Raw genomic sequence first — 26,652 nt, forward strand, 5'->3', positions numbered from 1 at the left:
ACCATGAGTACTGCATTTTCCCTCGCCCCGCTGTTCCGTTCCTCGGTAGGTTTCGACCGTTTTAACGACCTGTTCGAAACCGCCCTGCGCAACGAGCCAGGCAGCAGCTACCCACCTTACAACGTCGAAAAGCACGGTGATGACCAATACCGCATCGTCGTAGCGGCCGCCGGTTTCCAGGAAGAAGACCTGGAACTGCAAGTCGAAAAAGGTGTGCTGACCATCAGTGGCGGCAAGCGTGATGCCAACGAAGGCGTGACCTTCCTGCATCAGGGCATCGCCCAACGTGCTTTCAAGCTGTCCTTCCGCCTGGCCGATCACATCGAGATCAAGGCGGCGGATCTGAAAAACGGTCTGCTGAGCATCGACTTGTTGCGGGTGATCCCGGAAGAGGCGAAAGCCAAACGCATCCCGATCAACGGGGTGGAGAAGCCGGCGTTGCAGCACTGAGTCATGTGCCGCAACACAATCGTCTGAACGGATGATGAGCCGCTGAATGAAGGCTCCGATACGTCGGGGCCTTTTTTGTGCGCGCAAGAAAACCGTTGTTCGACTTTGCCGCTGGCGGTGGTTTCTCTACAATCCGCGGCAGTTTTGCCGACCCCCATTCCTCACCGGTCGGCCTGGAGCCTTTTTTCATGGACGAGATTCAACAGCGCTGGCTGTGCGCTTTGTCTGCGCCAATGGCGGCGATCAATACCGGCGCCAGCTACGACGACCCCGCGTTTTGCGACGATCACTACATCGACCTGAAAGACAGCTGGGGTATCGATGATCGCGGGCAATTGTTCGACATGCTCGAACGGATGACCGACGACGGCCATGCCAAACACCTCAGCGCGGCCTATCTGGCGTGGCAGCGTTGTCTGCCGAGTGAATGGCAGGCCTTGCTCGACGACCTGAGTCCCCGCGAACGCATCCTGCATGAATTCGCCAGCCGCACCTTCGGGAGTTGTGGGCCGGGCGGAATATTGTCCTGGGACTATGGCCGCATGGGTTTTCTCTTGCGCTGTGCGGTGCGCAATCAGTGGGTCGACCTGGACGAAAGCAACTGGCTGCACAGTCGTTTGGCCCTCAGAGCGCAATTTCACTACGGTAGCTGGATGGCTTACTTCGATGGCTTTGTCGTGGGCCGGACCTTCTGGTCCTGCCTGAGCGCCAGCGACGATGAGCTTGCGCGCGAACTCGATCGACAAGGCGCCAACGCCCTTAACGTGCGGGTTGCCCGCGGCCTTGCCGAGAACATTCCTCAGTTCCTTGCTGATTTGCCGTGGCACATGGAAATCGATTTGCCGCCACGTCCGGCATCGCTCAAGGAGTTCGACTGGTCATGAGTTGCTGGATCCGCTTGGGCATCGAGCCTACCACCGACGAAAACCTGATTCGCAACGCCTATCGCGCACGTTTGCCGGCGCATCATCCGGAGACCGACCCACAGGGATTTCAGGCGTTGCGCATGGCCTACGAAAACGCCCTGCGTCTGGCTCGTGAAGATGAGGAAGAGGAGCCTGAGCACGAGTACGAGTCCCAAGCCTCAGAACAGACTGTCGTTGAGGTCCCTCCAATGTTCGGGGATTTTTGCGCGTTGCTGGATGATCCCGCGCGCCGGTTCAATTTCGCCGCGTGGCAGGCCTTTATTCGAGGGCTGGATGAGCTGTCGCTGGACGTGCTCGATGAACTCAGCTGGCCGCTGTACCACCGGATGGCCGACGCCGGTCCGTTGTCGTACCGCTGCGCGAATCTTTTGGCCAAGCGTATGGCCTGGGATCAACAGTTGCTGGATCTGGGCTTCGACGACGCGCATCAGGTGGGCTTCTTTCTCCAGCGAATCGAAACGCCGGACCCGTTCGATACGGATCTGATGTGCACATGGTCAGAGGCCGCCCAGACTGAATCGCTGTGGTACGCCCGTAGTCTCGACTTCATCTTCAGCCAGCGTCCACTGCCTGAGTTCGCCGACTTCGCCAGTCAGCACACCTGTCTGCCATTGCCGAATGATGCCGCGTTCCTCAAGCGTCTGTTGGTGCAGTTCACTCAGGCAGGTATTGGCGGGCCGACGTTTTTGCAGTGCTGTATCGAGGAGCAGCTTGCTGCACCGGACGATGTCGACTGGCTTTACCTGTTGGCGTGTCAGAGCAGTCTGCTGGGGCGCGACGATCAGGCATTGCCGTGCTGGATCCGGCTGTGGAACGAGCATCGCCATCCGATGGCGGAAAGTCGTCTGCTGGAGCTGTGTGCCAAGCGCCAGCCGACTTTTCTGCCCTTGCTGATTCAGGCATTCGATCGTCTGCAGGGCATTTCTGCCTGGCCAGAGGATCTTGCCGATGACGCCCAGGTGTATGGCTCTCCGTCACAACATCCGGAGACGCTGAACCGTTGGCTGGGTGTCGGGCGGTTAAAGCTTGAGAGCCTTGCGCAAAGCTTTGTCGATTGGCGCGTGACCGGTGATGAACTGCCATTGCTCGCGCAATTGCTGGGCGAAAATGCCGACAGCCGATTGCTGCATCTATACCGGTACGCCTGGGCGCTGCATCGGGGTGATGCGGCGTTTTTGCAGCAGATTGTGGATGCTCCGCTGCCGATCGATGCCCTCGAAAGCCTGGTGATGAGCGGATTCAAATATCAGGCTGCGCAACACCTACGCTGGTTGGGCGAGGCACCGATTGCGCTGGCCATGAGCGCTTTCTGCGATGCGCATCCAAGTCCTCAGCCATTGCCGCAGGTGCTGACAAAAGGTGAGTCGCACAAAGTTTGTCGTCTGTGGTTGCGTCGCTTGCGGCCCTATAACGACACTGCGCTGGAACGCATGACCGAGGCGTTCAAGCTGGGTGCGGTCAAAGACGACTGTGACTTGTCCGAACTCGACTTGATGCTCCAGTTGAGCCGTCGCGGGATTCAGTTGCCGCCGGTCGGGCTGGGTGAGGCCGCTTGGGAGTGGCACGCGCAGACCCTGTTTTTGCTGGCATTGCTGGAACAACCCGAACGCTGGCTGCAAATGATTGACGCGCAGTGCGTGGAGCGCCTGCCTTTCAATCCGGCCCATCCGTTGAGTCGCCTGCAACCGTTGTTACGGCGCTTGCAGCGTGAGCAAGGCCATTGCGCCGGTTTGCTCGGATGGTTGCAAGGCAATGACCCGGTGCACGGCTTGTTGGTGCAGCAATTGTTCAGCGTTCAGCAGGCGCTCGACAGCGCGCGATTGCCGGCCAATAGCCTGCTTTACACCTGCCTCGAAAGCGATCGTGCTGCCTGCGGCGATGATTTGCTGGGGTTGATGATGTTCTGGGGCGTGCTCTATCACGATCCGAGCCTGAGTGCTGAGCAGCATCGCGCATTGTTGCAGTCGATTGCGGCGATCAGTTGTGAGGACGATTGGTTCGAAGGCTTCCGCGACGGTTTGATCAAAGGCGAGCCGGTGTGGCCGCCGCGCAAAGTGCTGACCGATTTTGGCGTCGACAAACTGTTGGCGTATGAAGCGCTGGATGCGCTCAAGGGCCTGATTCGCTATGGCGCTGCTGGCGTGCCGAAAACGCGCGTCCTGCGCCAACTGCAACAGGGCAAGGACGATGTGCAGAACAGCATCGGGCTGCGCCTGGCTCTGTGCGCGATATTGTCCTGGTCGGAACGATTACTGCTGGCGAAAAGCGATGCTCAGCCGGTACCGGCGACAGCGATCTGGCGTCTGGGATCGCGGTTGGGGCGTAAGGCTTTTATCGCTCAGGTCTTGGCCTGCGTGGTGATTGCACCGGTGGCAGGGCTGATCAGTGGCACCACGGGCGCTGGCATTCTTATCCTGATACTCGGAGTTCTGCTGGTATTTGGCGCGATTTTGCGTCGCTTGCACGACATGGGCCGGGGCATCCCGACCTTGTTGATCTTCATGGCGCTGACACCGATGTTGCCATTCCTGCCGCTGCTGCTGTTCGGCTTTCCCGGTGACAAGTTGCCCAACCGCTATGGTGTGCCGCCGGACAGCGGCGATAGCGAGATGCTGTCCGGCGGCCTGCAGGCTGCCTTGCGGCGCCTCAACGGCTAGAGGCGCAGTTGATCCAGTGCCTTGTTCAGCTCTGTGCGATGGCTGGCGATCTCCGCTGATTGCTGGCCGCCGAGCACTGTTGTGAAGCTGTGCAGCCACTCGGCTATGTGCTCGCGTTGTGTGCCGAGGCTCTGCATCCATGCCCGCTCCAGACGGGCCAGCAATGTGCGGTTGGGCAGTGCGTCACGTGGATGGACTTTCAGCGTCGACAGCCGGTTATGGCTGTCTCGGCGTGCTTGCTCATCCAGCCCCGTGGGGCTGCGGTCGATGCTGTGACTGTGACGCTCGCCGGTTTCGAGCAGGGTGACGTCGACTTCGAGCAAACCGTTGATGTCATAGCTGAAGCGCACGTCCAGTTCCTGGATGTGTTGAGTAGGCGTCAACGTGACTTCGAAAGCATCAATCAGAATGTTGTCGCACACCCACGGCCGTTCACCCTGATAGACGGCGATGCGCAGCACTGTTTGCTTGGGCTGGGTGGTGTAATAGCGCTCCACCCTTGACGTCGGAATGATGGTGTTACGTTCGATGATGGGCGAGAAGGCACCTTTGATGTCTTCTCCACGCATGGTCGCAATCCCCAGCGTATACGGGCAGACATCCGTCAGAATCAACTCTTCAACCGCCCCGTCACGCGCCTTGCACGCCGCTTGCGTCGCCGCCCCGAGCGCAACAATGGTGTCCGGATCAAGATGCCGGTAAGGCAGGCGCCCGAACAACGTCGCAACCATCTGCTGCACCGCCGGCATGCGCGTGGCGCCGCCGACCAGCACCAGGCTGTCGAGGTCGCGCGGCTTGAGGCGAGCATCGCGCAGCGCCTGTTCGATCGGTGCGCGCAAACGGGCCAGTAGTGGCTCCCAGATTTTCACCGCAGCAGCTTCGTCCAGCGACCACTCGAACGTTTTGTCGCCATGGCGCCAGCTCAGCGGCTGAACACCTTCAGCGAGTTTACATTTCAGTTGCTCCAGGGCATCACCGAGGCTGGCCATGCTTTGCGCATCAACCATGGCCGCGGTCAGTTGCCAGTGTTTCAGGCAGGCCTGCAACAGCGCAGCGGTGAAGTCTTCGCCGCCGAGAAAGTTGTCGCCGGTGGAGGCGTGCACTTCGATCAGGGGCAAAGCGTATTCCAGCACCGTGACATCAAAGGTGCCGCCGCCCAGATCGAAGATCAGCGTGCGTTCGAATTTCTGTTCATGCAGCCCGTAAGCCATCGCGGCGGCGGTTGGCTCGTTGATCAGGCGTGTCACCGAGAGCCCGGCCAGTTCGGCGGCAAACAGCGTGCGTTTGCGTTGTTCGTCACTGAAATAGGCCGGGACGGAAATCACCGCTTCCGATACCGCGTGGCCGAGAAAGGCTTCGGCGTCCTGCTTGAGTGAGCCGAGTACCAGCGCCGACAGCTCTTCCGGACTGAACAGGCGTGTACCGAGCTGGACTTGCTTATCGCTGCCCATGAAGCGCTTGAATGCTGCGGCGGTGCGATCCGGGTGCGTGGTCAGGCGCGCGCGGGCGGCTTTGCCGACCAGAATCGTGTCGTCTTCATCGAGGCTGACCACCGAGGGCGTCAGCACATCACCCAGGGCATTGGGAATCAGTCTGGCCTGACCGTCCTGCCAGACGGCGATCAGACTGTTGGTGGTGCCAAGGTCGATGCCCAGCAGGGCCGGGCGGGGGAGGGTTGCATCCTGCATGTCAGATCTCGAAACGGCGCAAAAAACGCGACCCTACAGGTTGCTGCAAATCGTGGCAATTGCGCGTCTGTTGCAACGTGCACCGGTTACGGCAAGAGCTTTTTCAGATCCTCGAGCGCAACCGGTCGGCTATGCAGATAGCCTTGATACAAATGGCAGCCCAAACCCTGCAGGAACGCCAGTTGTTCCGGGGTTTCGACGCCCTCGGCAATCACCTCCAGCTCCAGGCTGCGCGCCATGGCGACAATCGCGCGGATGATCTCGGCATCGTTCGGGTCGGTCGTGGCATCGCGGATAAACGACTGATCGATTTTCAGCGTGTCCACCGGCAGGCGCTTGAGGTAAGTCAGCGACGAATAGCCAGTGCCGAAATCATCCATCGCAAAGCTCACGCCGAGTTTTTTCAGCCGGCGCATTTTGCTGATGGTGTCTTCCAGATTCTGGATGACGATGCCTTCGGTGATCTCCAGTTTCAGTAGCGAGCAGGGCAGACCATGGCTGCTCATGCTGTGTTCGATGCGTTCGACAAAATCGTTCTGGCGGAACTGCCGTGGACTGATGTTCACGCACAGGCTGAAATTCAGCGGGTCGACCAGTTTCAGGGCGATCAGTTGTTTGAACGCGTTGCAGGCTTCGTCGAGGATCCAGGTGCCGACTTCGAGAATCAGGCCGCTGTCCTCCAGTACCTTGATGAACTCGGTGGGCGACTGCGCACCCAGTTCCGGGTGATTCCAGCGCACCAAGGCTTCGGCGCCGATGATGCGGTTGTCGCGGGCGTCGACCTGCGGCTGAAAGTGCACGTTGAATTCACCGCGCGACAGCGCCAGACGCAGGTCGGTCTCCATGCGCAGCCGCTCGCTGGCGGCCTTCTGCATGGTGTTGTGATACATCTGCGTGGTGTTGCGCCCGGAATCCTTGGCCCGGTACAGCGCGATGTCGGCGCGTTTGAGCAGGTCGGTTGGCGTCGAGCCGTGATCGGGAATCAGCGCCACGCCGATGCTCGGCGTCACTTGCAGGCGCTGGCCGTCGAGGAACATCGGTTCCGAGAGCAATTCGCGCAGGGTGTCGGCCAGATTGCGCACTTGCGCGCTGACCTCATTGCGCGAGCCTTCGAGGCCGCTGAGCAGCACGACAAACTCGTCGCCACCGAGGCGCGCGACGGTATCTTCCATGCGCACACTGGCTTCGAGCCGCGCCGTGATGATTTTCAGCACGGTGTCGCCGACCGGGTGGCCGAGGGAATCGTTGATGTGCTTGAAGTGATCGAGGTCGAGAAACAGCAAGGCGCCGCGCAGATTGTGGCGCTTGAGCAGGGCGATCTGCTGGCTCAGGCGATCCATCAGCAGGGCGCGATTGGGCAGGTTGGTCAGCGGGTCGTGATAGGCCAGATGCCGGATCTGTGCTTCGGCGTTTTTCAGCAGGCTGACGTCTCGGGCGGTCAGCAGCAGGCACGCGGTTTCATTGAGGGTGATCGGCTCGACCGAGACTTCCACGGTCAGTATTTCCCCGCGTTTGTTGCGCCCGAGCATTTCCTGATGGTGCACGCGGCCCTTGATCTGCAACTCGGCGAGTAACGCCGAACGCTGTTTCTCTTCAGCCCAAATACCCACCTGATAAACCGTTTTGCCCACGACCTCTTCGGCACGATAGCCAGTGAGACGGCAAAAACCGTCGTTGACCTCCAGATAACGCCCGGTGTCGCGCTCGGTAATGGTGATTGCGTCGGGGCTGGAGTGGAACGCCTTGGCGAATTTCTCCTCACTGGCTTTCAGCGCTGCTTCCGAGCGCTGCTGCTGGGTGATGTCGCGCAGAGTGGTGACGATACAAGCCTGGTCGCCGACGCTGATCTGCCGGCTGGAAATCACACAGGTCAGCGACTGGCCGTCCTTGTGTTGCACGATGATCGCGACATTGCTCAAGCCCTGTTCGCGGATGACCCGTTCAATCCGTTGCAGGCTTTTTGCCGAGGCATCCCACAGGCCGATTTCTTCGGCGGTATGGCCGATGACGTCGGCGGCGCTCCAGCCGAAGGTCTGGGTAAAACTGTTATTGATTTCGATGAACTCGCCACTGTCCTGGCGGGTGACGCAGATCGGGTCCGGGCTGACCTGGAACAGCGTGGCGAATTTCTCTTCCGAGGCCACCAGCCGCTGTTCACGCTCGACCTGATCGGTGATGTCCAGCAGTGTGCCGGCCATGCGCAGCGGTGCGCCGTTGTCGTCGCGGTAGAGGCGGGCGCGGCTTTCCAGATAGCGCGAACTGCCGTCCGGCAATTGCACGCGATAAGTCAGTTGATAATTGCCCGCCGGGCCTTCGCGCAGGCTGCGGTAGGCGTCGCGCATGCTGTCGCGTTCCTCACCGGGGACGCCTTCGAAAAACTCTTCGAACGACTCATGAAACGGTTTCGGCTCCAGCCCGTGCAACTGCGCGGCGCGCGCCGAGCCGTAGAGCATACCGCTGGGAATGTGCCAGTCCCAGGTGCCGAGCTGTGCCGAGTCCAGCGCCAGATCGAGACGTTCCTGGCTGTCCTTCAAGGCGTGTTCGGCGGCTTTGCGTTCGGTGGTGTCGAGAAACGTACTGAGCAGATACGGCTGGCCTTCGAGTTCGACTTTCTGCGCACTGAGAATGCCGTCGTGGATTTGCCCGTTGCTGGCGCGAAACTGCACTTCCATGGCGATCAGCTCGCCTTTGGCTTTGGTTTTTTTCACCAGTTCTGCGCGTTGCTCCGGGTGCACCCACAAACCCAGCTCCAGCGTGGTGCGGCCGATGGCGCTCTGCACTGGCCAGCCAAACAGGCTTTCAAAATACTGATTGGCCTCGCTGATCAAACCGTCTTCCTGACGGGTCAGCAGGACCATGTTCGGGCACAGGTGAAAAAGTGTCGCGAAACGTTTTTCCGAACTGCTCAGCGCCTGCTCGCGCTGGCGCTGGTGGGTGATTTCGCGAATCACCCCGATCATTCGGGGGCGGCCGTTTTTATCCGGCAGCAGGCTGCCGTTGATTTCCAGCCAGTGCAGGCTGCCGTCAGGCCAGCGGATGCGGTGGTGCATCGCTTGTTCCAGCGGCGCCCCGGCAATTACCGCGTGGAAGGCGCGAACCGTTTTCGCGCGGTCTTCCGGGGGCAGCAGATCAAGGTATTCAAGGTCTGCCGGCAGCGGCTGGCGCGGGTCGAAACCGAACAAGGCCTGGGTGCCACGCGACCAACTGATCTGCCCGCGCTCGATGTCCCAGTACCAGGCGCCGAGCCGCGCGCCGTTGAGCGCCGCCAGCAATTGCGGCGCGCTCTCCCAGCTCTGCTCGGAATGTCGCGGGTCAATCGCCTGAATACGCGGCATCGGCGGAATTCGGTCAACAGATTTCGGCATCGTGGACAAGCCTTGAGCTGAGGGTGACGTTAGGCACAGGGGCAGCGGCTCTTTAGGAGTAGCACAAGATGGCCTCAGGTCCCTGGCAGATCGATTTGTGCATCCAGTAAGGCCATAAAGGCCCGCGCCGCATTCGAGAGCGTCCGTTCAGTGTGCAGGATATAGCCTAGCTGGCGACTGAGCTGTATGCCCGGCAATACGATGCTTGCCACCTGCTCGTCGAGCATGGTGCGCGGCAAAACGCTCCAGGCCAGGCCGATCGAGACCATCATCTTGATGGTTTCCAGGTAGTTGGTACTCATGGCGATGTTCGGCGTCAGGCTCTGGGCCTCGAATAACCGTTGGACAATGTGGTGCGTGAAGGTGTTGCCACCGGGGAAAACCGCCGGATGACCGGCAATGTCCGCCAGAGTGACGGGGCCATTGCTGATCAGCGAATGCTCCGGGGCAACCACGAAGTCCAGCGGGTCATCCCAGACCGGCGTGGCTTTGACCAGGGCGTGAGGCTCCGGCGCCAGGGTGATGACCGCCAGTTCAGCGCGGCCATGGAGAATTTCTTCATAGGCCACTTCCGAATCGAGGAACTGAATATCCAGCGCCACCTCTGGGTAGCGGCGGGTGAATTCGCGCAAAAGCGGTGGCAAGCGGTGCAAGCCGATGTGGTGACTGGTGGCCAGGGTCAAACGCCCGCTGACTTCGCCGGTCAGATTGGTCAGGGCGCGGCGGGTGTCATCCAGCACGTTGAGAATCTGATAAGCCCGTGGCAACAGGGCGCGGCCGGCCTCGGTCAGGCCGACTTCACGACCCAGCCGATCGAACAGGCGCACCTTCAATTGTTGCTCCAGCCCGGCGATGCGTTTGCTGATCGCCGGCTGTGTCAGGTGCAGCCGTTCGCCGGCGCCGGAGAAGCTGCCGGTCTCGGCAATCGCGATAAAAGCATTGAGGTTGGCCAGATCCATGTTTGTATTCCAGTTGGTTATCCAAAGCATAAAAAATATGAATTTGAGTTATTTAATCTAACCCCATAGGATCGGCCTCACAAGCCAAAGGGTTATTGATAAGCCCAGGGCATAGAAACAAGCTGATGAGGAACCGTCTGATGGCCGGCAAAACGCTCTACGACAAGCTCTGGGATTCGCATTTGGTCAAGCAGCGCGACGATGGCTCGGCGTTGATCTATATCGATCGTCACATCATCCACGAAGTGACTTCGCCGCAAGCCTTTGAAGGCCTGCGTCTGGCCGGGCGCAAGCCTTGGCGCATCGATGCCAACATCGCGACCCCGGACCACAACGTACCAACGACCCCAGAGCGCAAGGGCGGCATCGAAGCCATTGCCGATCAGGTCTCGCGTTTGCAGGTTCAGACCCTTGATGACAACTGCGATGAATACGGCATCGTCGAGTTCAAGATGAATGACGTCCGCCAAGGCATCGTCCACGTGATCAGCCCGGAGCAGGGCGCGACCTTGCCGGGCATGACCGTGGTCTGCGGCGACTCGCACACCTCGACCCACGGCGCCTTCGGCGCTCTGGCGCACGGTATCGGCACTTCCGAGGTCGAGCACGTGCTCGCCACCCAGTGCCTGGTCGCGAAGAAAATGAAAAACATGCTGGTGCGCGTTGAAGGGCAGTTGCCGTTCGGCGTGACCGCCAAGGACATCGTCCTCGCGGTGATCGGCAAGATCGGCACCGCCGGCGGTAACGGCCATGCCATCGAGTTCGCCGGCAGCGCGATCCGCGACTTGTCCGTTGAAGGCCGCATGACCATCTGCAACATGTCCATCGAAGCCGGTGCCCGCGTTGGCCTGGTGGCAGCGGACCAGAAGACTGTCGATTACGTGAAGGGCCGTCCTTTTGCACCGAAAGGCGCCGAATGGGACATGGCCGTCGAGGCCTGGAAAGACCTGGTCTCCGACGCTGACGCCAAGTTTGACACCGTGGTTGAACTCGATGCCGCACAGATCAAGCCGCAAGTCAGCTGGGGCACTTCGCCTGAGATGGTTTTGGCCGTTGATCAGAACGTGCCGGACCCAGCCAAAGAGATGGATCTGGTCAAGCGCGACTCGATCGTCCGCGCTTTGAAATACATGGGTTTGACCGCCAATCAGGCGATCACCGACATTCAACTGGATCGCGTGTTTATCGGTTCCTGCACCAACTCGCGGATCGAAGATTTGCGCGCTGCGGCGGTGATCGCCAAGGGCCGCAAAGTCGCTTCGACTATCAAGCAAGCGATCGTGGTACCGGGTTCGGGTCTGGTCAAGGCGCAGGCTGAGGCCGAAGGTCTGGACAAGATTTTCCTCGAAGCCGGTTTCGAATGGCGTGAGCCGGGCTGCTCGATGTGCCTGGCGATGAACCCGGATCGTTTGGAGTCCGGCGAGCATTGCGCCTCGACCTCCAACCGTAACTTCGAAGGCCGTCAGGGCGCCGGTGGCCGTACCCACCTCGTCAGCCCGGCCATGGCGGCGGCGGCAGCGGTGAACGGTCGTTTCATCGACGTTCGCGAATTGATTTAAGGAGCGCAGCATGAAAGCTTTTACCCAGCACACTGGTCTTGTCGCGCCTTTGGATCGTGCCAACGTCGACACTGACCAAATCATTCCGAAACAATTTTTGAAGTCGATCAAGCGCACCGGTTTCGGTCCGAACCTGTTCGACGAGTGGCGTTACCTCGATGTCGGGCAACCGTATCAGGACAACTCCAAGCGCCCGTTGAACAAGGACTTCGTGCTCAACGCCGAGCGTTATCAAGGCGCCAGCGTGTTGCTGGCCCGTGAGAACTTCGGTTGCGGCTCCAGCCGTGAACACGCGCCATGGGCGCTGGAAGAATACGGTTTCCGCAGCATCATCGCGCCGAGCTACGCCGACATTTTCTTCAACAACAGCTTCAAGAACGGCTTGCTGCCGATCATCTTGAGCGACGCTGAAGTCGATGAGTTGTTCAAGCAGGTCGAGGCTGAGCCGGGCTATCAATTGCAGGTCGATCTGCAAGCGCAGACCGTGACCCGTCCGGATGGCAAGGTGTACAGCTTCGAGATCGATGCGTTCCGCAAGCATTGCCTGTTGAATGGTCTGGACGATATCGGTTTGACCTTGCAGGACGGTGATGCGATCGCGACGTTTGAGGCCAAGCATCGGGTTAGCCAGCCGTGGTTGTTCCGCGACGCATAAGCAACTTTTGAATTGATGCAGTTCAGGCTGGCCTCTTCGCGAGCAAGCTCGCTCCCACAGGGGAATGCATTTCAAGTGTGGGAGCGAGCTTGCTCGCGAAGGCGTTAGTCCAGGCAATAAAAGGCTAAAACCCAGAAGGATGTGACCATGACCAGCACCGCCCAGCACACTCAGGTCGTACAAAAGCAATTCGGTGAACAGGCCGCCGCCTACCTGAGCAGCGCCGTTCACGCTCAGGGCACCGAGTTCGCCCTGCTACAGGCTGAGCTGAAAGGGCAGGGCAGCGCCCGGGTGCTGGATCTGGGCTGCGGCGCCGGTCACGTCAGTTTTCACGTCGCACCGCTGGTCAGGGAAGTGGTCGCCTACGACCTGTCGCAGCAAATGCTCGACGTGGTCGCCGCCGCTGCCGTTGATCGTGGTTTCACCAACATTGCCACGGTCAACGGCGCCGCCGAGCGTCTGCCGTTTGCCGATGGCGAGTTCGACTTCGTGTTCAGCCGGTATTCGGCGCATCACTGGAGCGATCTCGGTGTGGCTCTGCGCGAAGTGCGTCGGGTGTTGAAGCCGGGCGGTGTGGCGGCGTTCGTTGATGTGTTGTCACCGGGCAGTCCGTTGTTCGACACTTACCTGCAAAGCGTCGAGGTGCTGCGTGACACCAGCCATGTGCGCGATTATTCCGCCGCCGAATGGCTGCGTCAGGTCAGCGAGGCCGGTTTGCATGTACGCAGTACCACCCGTCAGCGCCTGCGTCTGGAGTACACCAGTTGGGTTGAGCGCATGCGCACGCCTGAAGTGCTGCGCGCAGCGATCCGCCAGTTGCAGCAGTCGATGGGCCACGAAGTGCGTGAATATTTTGAGATTGATGCCGACGGCTCGTTCAGTACAGATGTAATCGTATTGATGGCTGAGCGATAAGAATTTTTCCGGGCGCGCCTAAGTTGGCGCACCGACTGAAGACACGAGGAAAGCATGAGCAAGCAGATTCTGATTCTCCCAGGTGACGGTATTGGTCCGGAAATCATGGCCGAAGCGGTCAAGGTGCTGGAGCTGGCCAACGACAAATACAGCCTGGGCTTCGAGCTGAGCCATGACGTGATCGGTGGCGCCGCCATCGACAAGCACGGCGTGCCGCTGGCCGATGAAACCCTCGACCGCGCTCGCGCTGCGGACGCCGTGTTGCTGGGCGCCGTCGGTGGCCCGAAATGGGACACCATCGAGCGCGACATCCGCCCCGAGCGTGGCCTGCTGAAAATCCGTGCGCAACTGGGCCTGTTCGGCAACCTGCGTCCGGCGATTCTGTACCCGCAACTGGCCGATGCTTCGAGCCTGAAGCCGGAAATCGTTGCTGGCCTGGACATCCTCATCGTCCGTGAACTGACCGGCGGCATCTACTTCGGCGCGCCACGCGGCACCCGTACCCTGGAAAACGGCGAGCGTCAGTCCTACGACACGCTGCCGTACAGCGAAAGCGAAATCCGCCGCATCGCCCGTGTCGGTTTCGACATGGCCATGGTCCGTGGCAAAAAGCTCTGCTCGGTGGACAAGGCCAACGTGCTGGCGTCCAGCCAACTGTGGCGTGAAGTGGTCGAGCAAGTGGCCAAGGATTACCCGGAAGTCGAACTGAGCCACATGTACGTCGACAACGCCGCCATGCAACTGGTGCGCGCGCCGAAGCAGTTCGACGTGATCGTCACCGACAACATGTTCGGCGACATCCTCTCCGACGAAGCGTCGATGCTCACCGGCTCCATCGGCATGCTGCCGTCGGCCTCGCTGGACTCCAACAACAAGGGCATGTACGAGCCGTGCCACGGTTCGGCGCCGGACATCGCTGGCAAAGGCATCGCCAACCCGTTGGCAACCATTCTGTCGGTGTCGATGATGCTGCGTTACAGCTTCAATCTGCACGACGCGGCTGATGCTATCGAAAAAGCTGTCAGCGTTGTCCTTGATCAAGGGCTGCGTACTGGCGACATCTATTCGGCCGGTTGCACCAAAGTCGGTACGCAGGAAATGGGCGACGCAGTAGTCGCCGCGCTGCGGAATCTGTAATCTCTCGGGCCCGCTGCGAAATTCAATACAAAGCAGCGGCCCACTTTTCAAGAAGGTGTAGTTGCGATGAAACGTGTAGGTCTGATCGGTTGGCGCGGGATGGTCGGTTCCGTGCTCATGCAGCGGATGCTGGAAGAGCAGGATTTCGATCTAATCGAGCCGGTGTTTTTCACCACGTCCAACGTCGGTGGCCAAGGCCCGTCCGTGGGCAAGGACATTGCTCCGCTCAAGGATGCTTACAGCATTGACGAGCTGAAGACCCTCGACGTGATCCTGACCTGCCAGGGCGGCGACTACACCAGCGAAGTGTTCCCCAAGCTGCGCGAAGCCGGCTGGCAGGGTTACTGGATCGACGCGGCCTCGAGCCTGCGCATGAACGATGACGCGGTGATCATTCTCGATCCGGTCAACCGCAAGGTCATCGACCAGCAGCTCGACGCGGGCACCAAGAACTACATCGGCGGCAACTGCACCGTCAGCCTGATGCTGATGGGCCTGGGCGGTCTGTTCGAAGCCGGTCTGGTTGAGTGGATGAGCGCCATGACCTATCAGGCGGCCTCGGGTGCCGGCGCGCAGAACATGCGTGAACTGATCAAGCAAATGGGCGCGACCCACGCCGCTGTCGCCGATCAACTGGCTGATCCGGCCAGCGCGATCCTCGACATCGACCGTCGCGTGGCCGATGCCATGCGCAGCGAAGCGTACCCGACCGAAAACTTCGGCGTACCGCTGGCCGGTAGCCTGATCCCGTGGATCGACAAGGAACTGCCGAACGGCCAGAGCCGCGAAGAGTGGAAGGCCCAGGCCGAGACCAACAAGATCCTCGGCCGCTTCAAGAGCCCGATCCCGGTCGATGGCATCTGCGTGCGCATCGGTGCCATGCGTTGCCACAGCCAGGCGCTGACCATCAAGCTGAACAAAGACGTGCCGATCGCCGACATCGAAGGGCTGATCAGCCAGCACAACCCTTGGGTCAAACTGGTGCCAAACCAGCGCGAGATCAGCATGCAGGAGCTGAGCCCGACCAAGGTTACCGGCACCCTGAATGTGCCGGTGGGTCGTCTGCGCAAGCTGAACATGGGTTCGCAGTTCGTCGGTGCCTTCACCGTCGGCGACCAACTGCTGTGGGGCGCGGCCGAACCGCTGCGTCGCATGCTGCGGATTTTGCTCGAGCGTTGATCGCTTGAAGCAATGAAAGAGCCCGTGCCTTGAAAGAGGTGCGGGTTTTTTTATGCCGATCGTTCCCACGCTCTGCGTGGGAATGCATTCCGGGACGCTCCGCGTCCCTTTACAAGCCGAACGCAGAGCGTCCGATGCGGCATTCCCACGCAGAGCGTGGGAATGATCTGGGTGGGCAGAAATTGCCTGTGCGCCAGTCACCCGGTAAAGTGCCGCTCCCCCCGTTTCGCCAGAGGCTCGCACCATGACCCAGACCCTAGATATTGCCGTGATCGGCGCCACCGGTACTGTCGGCGAAACCCTCGTACAGATTCTCGAAGAACGCGACTTCCCGGTCGGCACCCTGCACCTGCTGGCGAGCAGCGAATCCGCCGGCAGCTCGGTGCTGTACCGCAACAAGAACGTGCGCGTTCGCGAAGTCGACGAGTTCGATTTCAGCAAGGTCAAACTGGTGTTTTTCGCCGCAGGCCCGGCGATTACCCTGAGCTACGCCGCCCGTGCCCACGCCGCCGGTTGCTCGCTGATCGACTTGTCCGGCGCGCTGCCGGCCGATCAGGCGCCGCAAGTAGTACCCGAAGCCAACGCCGAAGTGCTCGCTGGTTTGAAAGCGCCGTTTCAGATCAGCAGCCCAAGCCCGTCGGCCACATCGCTCGCCGTGGTGCTGGCGCCACTGCTTGATCTGCTTGACCTGCAATATGTCAACGTCACCGCCAATCTGGCCGTTTCCGCCCAGGGGCGCGAGGCCGTGACCGAGCTGGCGCGGCAAACCGCCGAGCTGCTGAACATGCGTCCATTGGAGCCGACGTTCTTTGATCGGCAGATGGCCTTCAACCTGTTGGCTCAGGTCGGCACGCCCGACGCGCAGGGCCATACGCTGCTGGAAAAACGTCTGGTGCGCGAGTTGCGTCAGGTGCTGGCGAAGCCTTTATTAAAGATTTCCGCAACTTGCGTTCAAGCCCCGGTGTTTTTTGGCGATAGCCTTAGCGTGACCTTGCAGTCAACGTCGGCTGTCGACCTGGCAAAAGTCAACGCTGCACTCGAAGATGCGCCGGGTATCGAGCTGGTCGAGGCCGGTGACTACCCGACTGCGGTCGGTGACGCGGTGGGGCAGGATGTGGTTTATGTCGGTCGCGTGCGCAGCGGTGTCGACGATCCGGCGGAACTAAATCTGTGGCTGACGTCAGATAACGTACGCAAAGGCGCGGCCCTTAACGCTGTGCAGGTGGCTGAATTGTTGATAAAAGACCTGCTGTAAAAGATACTTGGCAACAATTTGTCGACTGATTCTAGGTGAGCGCTATGCTTGCCCAGATTGCTTGATAACGTGTCACCCTCCGGGACTTTCCGGGGCATCAAAGAAATGATCGCGCGCGACATCTGTCGTCGTCGCGCGCAATGCCTTACGGCAGCGGTATTCAACATCTTCTCGCTGGCCGAGGAACGTTCAAACAAAGGATGAGGCTATGGTTCAAGTTCGCAAACTGGTGTTAGCAATAGCGGCCGCCTCGGCGCTGTCCTCCGGTATGGCGCATGCCCTCGGGCTCGGGGAGCTGACCCTGAAGTCGACCCTGAACCAGCCGCTGGTGGCTGAAATCGAACTGCTCGACGTCAAGGATCTCACTGCTGCCGAAGTGGTGCCGAGCCTGGCTTCACCCGAAGATTTTGCCAAGGCCGGCGTCGACCGCCAGGCCTTCCTCAACGATCTGACCTTTACCCCGGTGCTCAACGCCAGCGGCAAAAGCGTGCTGCGCGTAACGTCGAGCAAGCCGCTGTCGGAGCCGATGGTCAAATTCCTCGTGCAGGTGATGTGGCCGAACGGCCGTTTGCTGCGCGATTACAGTGTGCTGCTGGATCCGTCGAAGTTCTCGCCACAGACCGCTGACGCCGCCGCACAGCCAGCGCCGTCGCAGACCATCGCCGCGCCGACCACTGGCGCCACGCACCCGACGCAATACACCACCACGCCGCGCGATACTCTGTGGGAAATTGCCGCGAAGGCGCGTACCGGCGGCTCGGTGCAGCAGACCATGCTCGCCATTCAAGCGCTGAACCCGGATGCATTCATCGGTGGCAACATCAACCGCCTGAAAACCGGCCAGGTGTTGCGTCTGCCGGATGCGGTGCAAAGCACGGCATTGCCGCAGTCGAAAGCGATTGCCGAAGTCGCTGCGCAGAACGAAGCCTGGCGTCAGGGTCGTCGTTATGTGGCCAAACCGGGCACTGGTCAGCAGCAGCTCGATGCGACCAACCGTGGTCGCGGTAACACCGGTGCAGCACAGAACGCCCAGGACAATCTGAGCCTGGTCTCCGCTGAAAGCGCCAAGGCGCGCGGCAAAGGCCCGGCAGGTGATGCCAAGGCACTGAGCAACAAGCTCGCGGTCACTCAGGAAAGCCTCGACACGACCCGTCGTGACAACGAGGAACTGAAAAGCCGCATGTCCGATCTGCAGAGTCAGCTGGACAAGCTGCAAAAGCTGATCGAGCTGAAGAACAATCAGTTGGCAAAACTGCAAGCTGAAGGTGCGGGCACTGCGCCGGCCACCAATCCTGCCGCATCGGCGGTGCCTGCAATCACGGCTGAGCTCGCCGCCACCCCGCCAGCTACTCCGGCAGACGCAGCGCCGACGCCAGAGTCCGCCATTGCACCACCGGCTGAAACGCCAGTCGTCGAGCCAGTGGTTACGCCGAAACCGGTGGTCGAAGACGAGAAAACCTTTAACGAACTGCTGACCAACCCGATCCTGCTGGGGCTGGTGGGCGGCGGTGCTGTGGTTCTGCTGCTCCTGTTGTTGCTGCTGGCGCGTCGCCGCAAAGCACAGCAAGAGGCCGAGAAACACATGCGCATGGCCCGCGCGCTGTCGGAAGAGCAAGATTTCTCCGCCGAGCAGGATCTGCCGGAAAGCAGCTTCGAAGGTCTGGAAACCCCGGCGGCGAGCGTCAAGCTCAGCACTCCGGCACCTGCACCCGTAGTGGCTCCGGTAGTCGCCCCGATCGTGATGGCTGAGCCGATTGCCGCGCCGCTGGTAGCTCCCGCCGCCGAGCGATCCGATGACGTGCTCGACAAGGCGCAGTCGCATATCAACGCCGGTCGCCTGAATCAGGCTGCCGCGCTGCTCGAAGAGGGCGTCAGCCTGGAGCCGCAGCGCAGTGATCTGCGTCTGAAGCTGATGGAAGTCTACGGTCAGCAGGGCGACCGCGACGCGTTCGTCGGTCAGGAGCGTCAGCTGGTGGCCAACGGCGACAACTTCGCCAAGGTCGAAGAACTGAAAAGCCGCTTCCCGGCCATGGCCGTCGTCGCTGCCAGTGGTCTGGCCGCTGCCGCCGTGGCTGCCGAGCTGGATGCGCAATACGTCAAGGATCTGCTGCTCGATGAGCCTGAAGCACCGGCGCCAGCGCCAGTGGAAGACGACCTCGACAGCGCGTTTGATCTGAGCCTGGACGATCTCGACAACATCACGCCGGTAGAGCCAGCGCCGGTGGTTGAGCCTGAAGCGCCGGTCGAGCTGGACGAATTCCCGGCGGACGACGACCTGAGCTTCGAGTCGGTGCTGCAACAGCAGACCGACATCAAAGAGAATCTGGATGATCTGTCGGACTTCGACCTCGATCTGGACCTCGGTGCCGAGCCGGCAGCTCCAGCGGTTGATCTGGCGGACGATGACTTCCTGCTGGACCTGGACGAAGGCGTGAAGGATCTGCCGCCGGTCGAGGCGCCAGTGGTGGCTGACGTGCCACAAGATGATCTGGAGCTGCCGGCCGATTTCGATCTGTCGCTGGCCGACGAAATGGACAGCAATCCAGCGGCCGAACCGGATGCGTTCGCGGCTGAGCTGGATGACGTCAACGCCGAGCTGGATCGCCTGTCGCAAAGCATCGCCGAACCGACCTTCACCGAAGCCGATGCAATGAAGGGTGATGATCTGGGCGAAGATGATTTCGACTTCCTCGCCGGCACCGACGAAGCGGCGACCAAGCTCGATCTGGCTCAGGCCTACATCGACATGGGCGACAGCGATGGTGCGCGCGACATCCTCAACGAAGTGTTGACCGAGGGTGACGAGAAACAACGTGGCGAGGCCAAGGAAATGCTCTCGAGCTTGTAGTAAGGCCAGCGGTAAACGAAAGCGGCAGCCCATTGAGGCTGCCGTTTTTGTTTGTGCCGGATTCAGTGGTGTCTGATCCACCGCTTTCGCGAGCAAGCTCGCTCCCACATTTGGAATGCATTTCCTCTGTGGGAGCGAGCTTGCTCGCGAAAGCGGTGTTACAGGCGACAGAGAACTCTCTGGCATCCCTGAACCACAGCCTTATAATGCCCGCCTTTGCACAAACAGCAGGCTGTCCCACCTTGGCAAACATAGATAACCCGGTCGCCGAAATGGCCCCCGACGGCTTTTACCGCGTCGCGCTGGGCGTTGAGTACAAAGGTTCGCGCTACAGCGGCTGGCAGCGTCAGTTGACGGGTGTGGCAACGGTGCAGGAAGAGCTCGAAAAAGCGCTGTCGAAAGTCGCCAATTCACCGGTTTCGCTGCAGTGCGCCGGGCGCACCGATGCCGGCGTGCATGCCTGCGGGCAAGTGGTGCACTTTGATACGACCGTCGATCGTTCGCTGAAAGCCTGGGTTATGGGCGCCAATATCAATCTGCCTCACGACATCAGTGTCAGTTGGGCGCGGGTGATGCCGGCGCATTTTCATGCGCGCTTCAAAGCCATCGCCCGGCGTTATCGCTATGTGATCTACAACGATCAGATTCGCCCGGCGCATCTCAACGAAGAAATCACCTGGAACCACCGCCCGCTGGACGTCGAGCGCATGGCTGAGGCTGCGCAGTACCTGATCGGCACCCACGATTTCAGTGCGTTCCGTGCCGGCCAGTGCCAGGCCAAGTCGCCGATCAAGAAGATGCACCACCTGCGCGTGACCCGCCACGGCAAGATGATCGTGCTCGATATACGCGCCAATGCGTTCCTGCATCATATGGTGCGCAATATCGCTGGCGTGTTGATGACCATTGGTGCCGGCGAGCGTCCGGTGGAGTGGATGAAGGAAGTGCTGGAAAGCCGCGAGCGCCGTTCCGGTGGCGTTACGGCGCATCCGTACGGCTTGTATCTGGTGCAAGTCGAGTACCACGACGAATTCCCGTTGCCCGAGCGTTTTATCGGGCCACATTTCCTTACGGGTTTCTCCGAACTTGACGGCTGACGCCCTCGAACGCTTTTGTTACCATCCGGGACTTTCCCGGATTTTGCCTCGGAGTTTTTCTCGATATGTCAGCCGTTCGCAGCAAGATCTGCGGGATTACCCGCATAGAAGATGCGCTGGCCGCCGTTGAGGCCGGGGCGGATGCGATCGGGTTCGTGTTCTATGCCAAGAGTCCGCGTGCGGTCACAGTGCAGCAGGCGCGAGCGATTATTCAGGCATTGCCGCCGTTCGTGACCACCGTGGGCCTGTTCGTCAACGCCAGCCGCTGCGAGTTGGGGGAAATCCTCGATGCCGTGCCGCTGGATCTGTTGCAGTTCCATGGCGACGAAGCCGCTGAAGATTGCGAAGGCTGGCATCGCCCGTACATCAAGGCGTTGCGGGTCAAGGCGGGAGATGATATTGCCGCAGCGGTGGATGCCTATCCGAGCGCCAGCGGTGTACTGCTCGACGCTTATGTCGAAGGCGTACCGGGTGGAACCGGCGAGGCCTTCGACTGGTCATTGATTCCGCAAGGTTTGAGCAAGCCGTTGATTCTCGCGGGTGGTTTGACCCCAGAGAACGTCACAGAGGCCGTGGCTCGGGTAAAACCATACGCGGTAGACGTCAGCGGTGGGGTAGAGGTGAGCAAAGGCATCAAGGATCACGCAAAGATTCGCGCGTTCATCAACGCGGTACGCAAAGCGCCATATTGATGTGACGGCTGGCAGTCTGCCGCCGTCCATCAATGCACTTGCACAAAGCAGGCGCGGCTGAGGGTTTCTGGATCGCACGCAGGTCATGTTTCGCGCTGACCGTGGCTTTCCACCAACCATCGCCACACACATGAATTTAGCTGAAGGGCATACGCGGGGCTGCGAACCAGAGCGTTCGGGCCGCCGGTACTGGAGAAAGAAAGCATGAGCAACTGGTTAGTAGACAAACTGATCCCTTCGATCATGCGTTCCGAGGTCAAGAAGAGCTCGGTCCCTGAAGGTCTGTGGCACAAATGCCCGTCTTGCGAGGCGGTGTTGTATCGTCCAGAGCTGGAAAAGACCCTGGACGTTTGCCCTAAATGCAACCATCACATGCGCATCGGCGCACGTGCACGCATCGACATCTTCCTCGATGCTGAAGGTCGCAACGAACTGGGCGCCGATCTGGAGCCGGTTGACCGTCTGAAATTCCGCGACGGCAAGAAGTACAAGGATCGCCTGACCGCTGCCCAGAAGCAGACTGGCGAAAAAGACGCGCTGATCTCCGTCAGCGGCACCTTGCTGGGCATGCCGGTGGTGGTTTCGGCCTTTGAATTCGCCTTCATGGGCGGTTCCATGGGCGCCATCGTCGGCGAGCGCTTCGTTCGCGCCGCCAACTACGCGCTGGAAAACCGCTGCCCGATGATCTGCTTTGCCGCCTCCGGTGGTGCGCGCATGCAGGAAGCGCTGATCTCGCTGATGCAGATGGCCAAGACCTCGGCAGTGCTGGCGCGTCTGCGTGAAGAAGGCATTCCGTTCATCTCCGTGCTGACCGACCCGGTCTACGGCGGTGTTTCGGCGAGTCTGGCGATGCTTGGCGACGTGATCGTCGGTGAGCCGAAAGCCCTGATCGGCTTCGCTGGTCCGCGCGTTATCGAACAAACCGTGCGTGAGAAACTGCCGGAAGGCTTCCAGCGCAGCGAGTTCCTGCTGGAACACGGCGCGATCGACATGATCATCCACCGTCAGGAACTGCGCCCGCGTCTGGGTAACCTGCTGGCACAAATGACTGGCAAGCCGACGCCGAAATTCGTCGCCGCGCCAATCGAGCCGATCGTGGTTCCACCGGTACCTGCTGGCCTATGACCGAGCGCACCCTTGGCGAATGGCTCGCCTACCTTGAGCAGTTGCATCCTTCGGCCATCGACATGGGCCTGGAGCGTTCACAACAGGTAGCGTCCCGCATGGGGCTGGGCCAGCCGGCGCCTCGGGTGATCACGGTCACCGGCACCAACGGCAAGGGTTCGACCTGCGCATTCGTGGCTTCATTGCTGCGGGCGCAGGGTCTGAGCGTTGGTGTCTACAATTCTCCGCACCTGCTGCGTTACAACGAGCGGGTGCAGCTCAATGGCGTCGAAGCCACTGACGCGCAGCTGTGCGAAGCCTTCGCAGCAGTCGAGGCCGGGCGCGGCGACACTTCCCTGACTTACTTCGAAATGGGCACCCTCGCGGCGTTCTGGCTGTTTCAGCAGGCCGGGCTGGATGCGGTGGTGCTGGAAGTCGGGCTGGGCGGGCGGCTGGACACGGTCAACGTGGTCGATGCCGATATCGCGCTGGTTACCAGTATTGGCGTCGATCACGCCGATTATCTGGGCGACACCCGCGAATCCGTGGCTTTCGAGAAGGCCGGGATCTTCCGCCAGGGCAAGCCAGCCCTGTGCGGCGATCTGAATCCTCCGCAGCCGTTGCTCGACAAGGCGCGTGAACTGGCTTGTCCGTTCTTCCTGCGCGGGCGTGATTTTGACCTCGGTATCACCGATCAGCACTGGCAGTGGCGCGGCACCGACGCGCGGGGTCAGGTTGTCGAATTGCGTGACTTGCCGCTGCTTGATCTGCCGATGGAGAACGCCGCGTTGGCGTTGCAGGCGTACTTGCTGCTCGGTTTGCCGTGGAATGCGCAGCAGATTGTCGCGGCCTTGCAGGCGACTCGTGTGGTCGGTCGACTGGATCGCCGCTCGTTCGATTGGAACGGCAAGCGTCTGAACCTGTTGCTGGATGTCGGGCATAACCCGCATGCCGCCGAGTATCTGGCTCGTCGTCTGGACTCGCGACCACCGGTCGGCAAGCGCCTGGTGGTGTTTGGTCTGTTGGCCGACAAGGATCTGGATGGTGTTGTCAGCGAATTGAATGCTAGTGTCGAGCATTGGGCGGTGGCGCCGCTGGATTCTCCGCGTGCCCGTCCGGTGGCTGAATTAAACGCTGCATTGCAGAACCTTGGTGCGTCGGTCACGTCTTACGACAGTGTCGCCGCTGCGCTGGAAGGGCAGTGCGCAGTAGCCACCAGTGACGACGAGATTCTGTTGTTCGGATCATTTTATTGTGTCGCCGAGGCCCTTGAATGGCTGGCCCGGCGCTCCACGGAGGAAGCGGCAAATGGCTTTGCTGGATAAAGCGTACAAGCAGCGCATGGTTGGCGCTTTGGTGCTGGTCGCGCTGGCAGTGATTTTCCTGCCGATGCTGTTTTCCCGTCAGGACGAGCAACGTCAGGTGACCGTCGAAGCACCCGCCGCGCCGCAAGCGCCTGTCGTGCCGCAAGTGCAGATGGAGACGGTGGCTGTTCCCGAGCCGCAAGCCTTGCCGCAAGAGCCGGTGCCGACTGATGAAGAAGTCGCCGAAGACACAGCGCCTGCTGCGCCCGTCGCCGCGACGCCGACGGCTCCCATCATGATCACCAAGCCTGTTGCGCCGCCGGCGGTGGCCAAGCCGATTCCGGCGCCTGCTCAGCCGATCACTGCGTCCTCGAGCAAGCCGGACACCACGCAAAGCCGCGTCGATGCCAATGGCCTGTCGGTGAGCTGGTCGGTGCAGTTGGCCAGTCTGTCGAGTCGCGCCAGTGCAGAGAGTTTGCAGAAAACCCTGCGCAGCCAAGGCTACAACGCCTATATCCGTTCGGCCGATGGCAAGAATCGGGTGTTTGTCGGTCCGCTGATCGAGCGTGCCGAAGCCGATCGTCTGCGTGATCTGTTGGGTCGTCAGCAGAACCTCAAGGGCTTTGTCGTGCGCTTCCAGCCCGAGCGTGGTTAAAAACTATCGCCTCGATTGAAATGCACTGACAATCGCAGCTTACCGAGAGGCATGCGCTCTGCTAAAATGCGCCGCCTTATCCGTCTGTAGGCTGCACTGTGCCATTTACCTGGGTTGACTGGGCGATCGTTGCAATCATCGCCATCTCCGCTTTGATCAGTTTGAGCCGCGGCTTCGTCAAGGAAGCATTATCGCTGGTGACCTGGATCATCGCAGGAGTCGTCGCCTGGATGTTCGGTGGCTCATTGTCCGAGTACCTCGCCGGATACATCGAAACCCCATCGGCTCGCGTGATCGCGGGCTGTGCCATCATGTTTGTCGCCACACTGATCGTGGGCGCAATGATCAATTATCTTATCGGCGAGTTGGTTCGCGTCACCGGGTTGTCCGGGACCGATCGATTCCTCGGCATGGCCTTCGGCGCAGCGCGTGGCGTGTTGCTGGTGGTCGTGGCGGTCGGGCTGTTGAGCCTGGGGCCGGTACAGCAGGACGGGTGGTGGAAAGAATCACAGCTCGTACCAAAATTTCTATTGGTCGCTGATTGGTCCAAAAACCTGATTCTCGGGTGGAGCAGTCAGTGGCTTGCCAGCGGAATCAGCGTACCCGCTGATATTCCGTTCAAGGAGCAACTCTTGCCGTCGGCGAAAACGCCTCAGTGAGTGTTGTTCAGTTCAGATCCATTAAGTAGGGGTTGCGTCGCATGTGTGGCATCGTCGGTATCGTCGGTAAGTCGAACGTCAATCAGGCGCTGTATGACGCGCTAACCGTGCTCCAGCACCGCGGCCAGGACGCTGCCGGTATCGTGACCAGCCATGATGGCCGGTTGTTCCTGCGCAAGGACAATGGCCTGGTGCGTGACGTCTTTCAACAGCGTCACATGCAGCGTCTGGTCGGCCACATGGGGATCGGCCACGTCCGTTACCCGACCGCGGGTAGCTCGACTTCGGCCGAAGCCCAACCGTTTTACGTCAACTCGCCTTACGGCATCACTCTGGCGCACAACGGTAACCTGACCAACGTTGAGCAGTTGGCCAAAGAGATCTACGAATCCGATCTGCGTCACGTCAACACCAGTTCCGACTCGGAAGTGCTGCTCAACGTGTTCGCCCATGAGCTGGCCCAGCGCGGCAAGCTGCAACCGACCGAAGAAGACGTGTTTGCCGCCGTGACCGACGTGCACAACCGCTGCGTTGGCGGTTACGCCGTTGTGGCGATGGTCACCGGTTATGGCATCGTCGGTTTCCGTGACCCGCACGGCATTCGTCCGATCGTGTTCGGTCAGCGTCACACTGACGAAGGCGTTGAATACATGATCGCCTCCGAAAGCGTTTCGCTGGACGTGCTCGGTTTCACCCTGATTCGCGACCTGGCGCCGGGCGAAGCGGTCTACATCACTGAGGACGGCAAGCTGCACACCCGTCAGTGCGCGACCAATCCGTCCCTGACCCCGTGCATTTTCGAACACGTCTACCTGGCGCGTCCGGACTCGATCATCGATGGCGTGTCGGTCTACAAGGCTCGCCTGCGCATGGGTGAGAAACTCGCCGAGAAGATCCTGCGCGAGCGTCCAGAGCATGACATCGATGTGGTTATCCCGATTCCGGACACCAGCCGTACCGCGGCGCTGGAGCTGGCCAACCACCTGGGCGTGAAATTCCGCGAAGGTTTCGTCAAGAACCGTTACATCGGTCGTACCTTCATCATGCCGGGCCAGGCGGCTCGCAAGAAGTCGGTTCGCCAGAAGCTCAACGCCATCGAGCTGGAATTCCGCGGCAAGAACGTGATGCTGGTCGACGACTCGATCGTGCGCGGCACCACTTGCAAGCAGATCATCCAGATGGCCCGCGAAGCCGGCGCGAAAAACGTCTACTTCTGCTCGGCAGCGCCAGCGGTACGCTTCCCGAACGTTTATGGCATCGACATGCCAAGCGCGCACGAACTGATCGCACACAACCGTTCGACTCAGGACGTGGCGGATCTGATCGGCGCTGACTGGCTGATCTATCAGGACCTGCCTGACTTGATCGAAGCGGTTGGCGGCGGCAAGATCAAGATCGAGAATTTCGATTGCGCGGTGTTCGACGGCAAGTATGTTACCGGTGACGTCGACGAGGCTTACCTGGACAAGATCGAGCAGGCACGCAACGATGCCTCGAAGGTCAAGACCCAGGCGGTCAGTGCGATCATCGATCTGTACAACAACTGAG

The 26,652-nt window shown here is 60.5% G+C and carries 20 protein-coding genes; 17 read left to right on the forward strand and 3 right to left on the reverse strand.

The features are described from left to right. The first annotated feature begins 3 nt into the window (after positions 1-3). The 3 genes from AB4N74_RS04550 (at position 4) to AB4N74_RS04560 (ending at position 4,033) form a co-directional block, all read left to right on the forward strand. Complete coding sequence (locus AB4N74_RS04550) at positions 4-450, forward strand: Hsp20 family protein (RefSeq protein WP_093432063.1); 447 nt, start codon at positions 4-6, stop codon at positions 448-450. Between the two features lie 188 nt (positions 451-638). Then, positions 639-1,334 carry a DUF1266 domain-containing protein gene (locus AB4N74_RS04555; protein WP_414926894.1) on the forward strand — a complete coding sequence of 232 codons (696 nt, stop codon included), beginning with the start codon at positions 639-641 and terminating at the stop codon, positions 1,332-1,334. Then, a complete protein-coding gene (locus tag AB4N74_RS04560; protein ID WP_460098427.1) occupies positions 1,331-4,033 on the forward strand; it encodes a DUF805 domain-containing protein in 2,703 nt (900 codons plus the stop codon). The genes AB4N74_RS04555 and AB4N74_RS04560 overlap by 4 nt, the downstream gene beginning before the upstream one ends. Here the strand turns inward: AB4N74_RS04560 and AB4N74_RS04565 are convergent. The 3 genes from AB4N74_RS04565 to AB4N74_RS04575 form a co-directional block, all read right to left on the reverse strand. After that, complete coding sequence (locus AB4N74_RS04565) at positions 4,030-5,721, reverse strand: molecular chaperone HscC (RefSeq protein ID WP_099758530.1); 1,692 nt, start codon at positions 5,719-5,721, stop codon at positions 4,030-4,032. The genes AB4N74_RS04560 and AB4N74_RS04565 overlap by 4 nt on opposite strands. A gap of 86 nt (positions 5,722-5,807) precedes the next feature. Further along, the gene (locus AB4N74_RS04570) at positions 5,808-9,086 is read right to left on the reverse strand and encodes a sensor domain-containing protein (RefSeq protein ID WP_460098429.1); all 3,279 of its coding nucleotides are present in this window, start codon (positions 9,084-9,086) and stop codon (positions 5,808-5,810) included. Positions 9,087-9,160: 74 nt separating this feature from the next. After that, entirely contained in the window at positions 9,161-10,045 is an 885-nt protein-coding gene (locus tag AB4N74_RS04575) for a LysR family transcriptional regulator (RefSeq protein ID WP_093432075.1), read from the reverse strand. 140 nt (positions 10,046-10,185) lie between these two features. On the opposite strand from AB4N74_RS04575, the gene leuC reads away from it, so the two are divergent. From leuC to purF, 14 genes are all read left to right on the forward strand, one after another. Then, positions 10,186-11,604: a 3-isopropylmalate dehydratase large subunit gene (gene leuC / locus AB4N74_RS04580; RefSeq protein ID WP_016984527.1), complete on the forward strand. Its 1,419-nt coding sequence runs from the start codon at positions 10,186-10,188 to the stop codon at positions 11,602-11,604. A gap of 10 nt (positions 11,605-11,614) precedes the next feature. After that, the gene (leuD, locus tag AB4N74_RS04585; protein ID WP_007913445.1) at positions 11,615-12,259 is read left to right on the forward strand and encodes a 3-isopropylmalate dehydratase small subunit; all 645 of its coding nucleotides are present in this window, start codon (positions 11,615-11,617) and stop codon (positions 12,257-12,259) included. A 147-nt stretch (positions 12,260-12,406) separates the two neighbouring features. After that, positions 12,407-13,174: a class I SAM-dependent methyltransferase gene (locus AB4N74_RS04590; protein WP_414926896.1), complete on the forward strand. Its 768-nt coding sequence runs from the start codon at positions 12,407-12,409 to the stop codon at positions 13,172-13,174. A gap of 54 nt (positions 13,175-13,228) precedes the next feature. After that, positions 13,229-14,311 (forward strand): 3-isopropylmalate dehydrogenase, encoded by a 1,083-nt coding sequence (gene leuB / locus AB4N74_RS04595; protein ID WP_003226430.1) that lies wholly within the window; start codon positions 13,229-13,231, stop codon positions 14,309-14,311. A 66-nt stretch (positions 14,312-14,377) separates the two neighbouring features. Beyond that, a complete protein-coding gene (gene asd / locus AB4N74_RS04600) occupies positions 14,378-15,490 on the forward strand; it encodes an aspartate-semialdehyde dehydrogenase (RefSeq protein WP_007913448.1) in 1,113 nt (370 codons plus the stop codon). 244 nt (positions 15,491-15,734) lie between these two features. Next, complete coding sequence (locus tag AB4N74_RS04605; RefSeq protein WP_093432083.1) at positions 15,735-16,745, forward strand: aspartate-semialdehyde dehydrogenase; 1,011 nt, start codon at positions 15,735-15,737, stop codon at positions 16,743-16,745. A gap of 208 nt (positions 16,746-16,953) precedes the next feature. Then, positions 16,954-19,593: a FimV/HubP family polar landmark protein gene (locus AB4N74_RS04610; protein ID WP_460098433.1), complete on the forward strand. Its 2,640-nt coding sequence runs from the start codon at positions 16,954-16,956 to the stop codon at positions 19,591-19,593. A 272-nt stretch (positions 19,594-19,865) separates the two neighbouring features. Continuing rightward, positions 19,866-20,690, forward strand: a complete 825-nt coding sequence (truA, locus tag AB4N74_RS04615) for a tRNA pseudouridine(38-40) synthase TruA (RefSeq protein WP_034152768.1) — start codon at positions 19,866-19,868, stop codon at positions 20,688-20,690. A gap of 65 nt (positions 20,691-20,755) precedes the next feature. Next, complete coding sequence (locus AB4N74_RS04620; RefSeq protein ID WP_093432090.1) at positions 20,756-21,382, forward strand: phosphoribosylanthranilate isomerase; 627 nt, start codon at positions 20,756-20,758, stop codon at positions 21,380-21,382. Between the two features lie 204 nt (positions 21,383-21,586). Continuing rightward, positions 21,587-22,507, forward strand: coding sequence for an acetyl-CoA carboxylase, carboxyltransferase subunit beta (gene accD / locus AB4N74_RS04625; RefSeq protein ID WP_007913458.1), 921 nt, complete (start codon positions 21,587-21,589; stop codon positions 22,505-22,507). Further along, positions 22,504-23,811 (forward strand): bifunctional tetrahydrofolate synthase/dihydrofolate synthase, encoded by a 1,308-nt coding sequence (gene folC, locus AB4N74_RS04630; protein WP_460098435.1) that lies wholly within the window; start codon positions 22,504-22,506, stop codon positions 23,809-23,811. The genes accD and folC overlap by 4 nt, the downstream gene beginning before the upstream one ends. Next, positions 23,795-24,445: an SPOR domain-containing protein gene (locus tag AB4N74_RS04635; RefSeq protein WP_116255297.1), complete on the forward strand. Its 651-nt coding sequence runs from the start codon at positions 23,795-23,797 to the stop codon at positions 24,443-24,445. The genes folC and AB4N74_RS04635 overlap by 17 nt, the downstream gene beginning before the upstream one ends. 98 nt (positions 24,446-24,543) lie before the next feature. After that, positions 24,544-25,104, forward strand: coding sequence for a CvpA family protein (locus AB4N74_RS04640; RefSeq protein ID WP_007913461.1), 561 nt, complete (start codon positions 24,544-24,546; stop codon positions 25,102-25,104). 41 nt (positions 25,105-25,145) lie between these two features. After that, the gene (gene purF, locus AB4N74_RS04645) at positions 25,146-26,651 is read left to right on the forward strand and encodes an amidophosphoribosyltransferase (protein ID WP_016984539.1); all 1,506 of its coding nucleotides are present in this window, start codon (positions 25,146-25,148) and stop codon (positions 26,649-26,651) included. Position 26,652: the final 1 nt, after the last annotated feature.

Source organism: Pseudomonas sp. H3_C08 (assembly GCF_054669455.1).

What these genes read in the sequence shown, in the direction of transcription:
- AB4N74_RS04550 (WP_093432063.1), top strand. Translation starts at nt 4, where the DNA reads ATGAGTACTGCATTTTCCCTCGCCCCGCTGTTCCGTTCCTCGGTAGGT.
- AB4N74_RS04555 (WP_414926894.1), top strand. Translation starts at nt 639, where the DNA reads ATGGACGAGATTCAACAGCGCTGGCTGTGCGCTTTGTCTGCGCCAATG.
- AB4N74_RS04560 (WP_460098427.1), top strand. Translation starts at nt 1,331, where the DNA reads ATGAGTTGCTGGATCCGCTTGGGCATCGAGCCTACCACCGACGAAAAC.
- AB4N74_RS04565 (WP_099758530.1), bottom strand. Translation starts at nt 5,721, where the DNA reads ATGCAGGATGCAACCCTCCCCCGCCCGGCCCTGCTGGGCATCGACCTT.
- AB4N74_RS04570 (WP_460098429.1), bottom strand. Translation starts at nt 9,086, where the DNA reads ATGCCGAAATCTGTTGACCGAATTCCGCCGATGCCGCGTATTCAGGCG.
- AB4N74_RS04575 (WP_093432075.1), bottom strand. Translation starts at nt 10,045, where the DNA reads ATGGATCTGGCCAACCTCAATGCTTTTATCGCGATTGCCGAGACCGGC.
- leuC (WP_016984527.1), top strand. Translation starts at nt 10,186, where the DNA reads ATGGCCGGCAAAACGCTCTACGACAAGCTCTGGGATTCGCATTTGGTC.
- leuD (WP_007913445.1), top strand. Translation starts at nt 11,615, where the DNA reads ATGAAAGCTTTTACCCAGCACACTGGTCTTGTCGCGCCTTTGGATCGT.
- AB4N74_RS04590 (WP_414926896.1), top strand. Translation starts at nt 12,407, where the DNA reads ATGACCAGCACCGCCCAGCACACTCAGGTCGTACAAAAGCAATTCGGT.
- leuB (WP_003226430.1), top strand. Translation starts at nt 13,229, where the DNA reads ATGAGCAAGCAGATTCTGATTCTCCCAGGTGACGGTATTGGTCCGGAA.
- asd (WP_007913448.1), top strand. Translation starts at nt 14,378, where the DNA reads ATGAAACGTGTAGGTCTGATCGGTTGGCGCGGGATGGTCGGTTCCGTG.
- AB4N74_RS04605 (WP_093432083.1), top strand. Translation starts at nt 15,735, where the DNA reads ATGACCCAGACCCTAGATATTGCCGTGATCGGCGCCACCGGTACTGTC.
- AB4N74_RS04610 (WP_460098433.1), top strand. Translation starts at nt 16,954, where the DNA reads ATGGTTCAAGTTCGCAAACTGGTGTTAGCAATAGCGGCCGCCTCGGCG.
- truA (WP_034152768.1), top strand. Translation starts at nt 19,866, where the DNA reads ATGGCCCCCGACGGCTTTTACCGCGTCGCGCTGGGCGTTGAGTACAAA.
- AB4N74_RS04620 (WP_093432090.1), top strand. Translation starts at nt 20,756, where the DNA reads ATGTCAGCCGTTCGCAGCAAGATCTGCGGGATTACCCGCATAGAAGAT.
- accD (WP_007913458.1), top strand. Translation starts at nt 21,587, where the DNA reads ATGAGCAACTGGTTAGTAGACAAACTGATCCCTTCGATCATGCGTTCC.
- folC (WP_460098435.1), top strand. Translation starts at nt 22,504, where the DNA reads ATGACCGAGCGCACCCTTGGCGAATGGCTCGCCTACCTTGAGCAGTTG.
- AB4N74_RS04635 (WP_116255297.1), top strand. Translation starts at nt 23,795, where the DNA reads ATGGCTTTGCTGGATAAAGCGTACAAGCAGCGCATGGTTGGCGCTTTG.
- purF (WP_016984539.1), top strand. Translation starts at nt 25,146, where the DNA reads ATGTGTGGCATCGTCGGTATCGTCGGTAAGTCGAACGTCAATCAGGCG.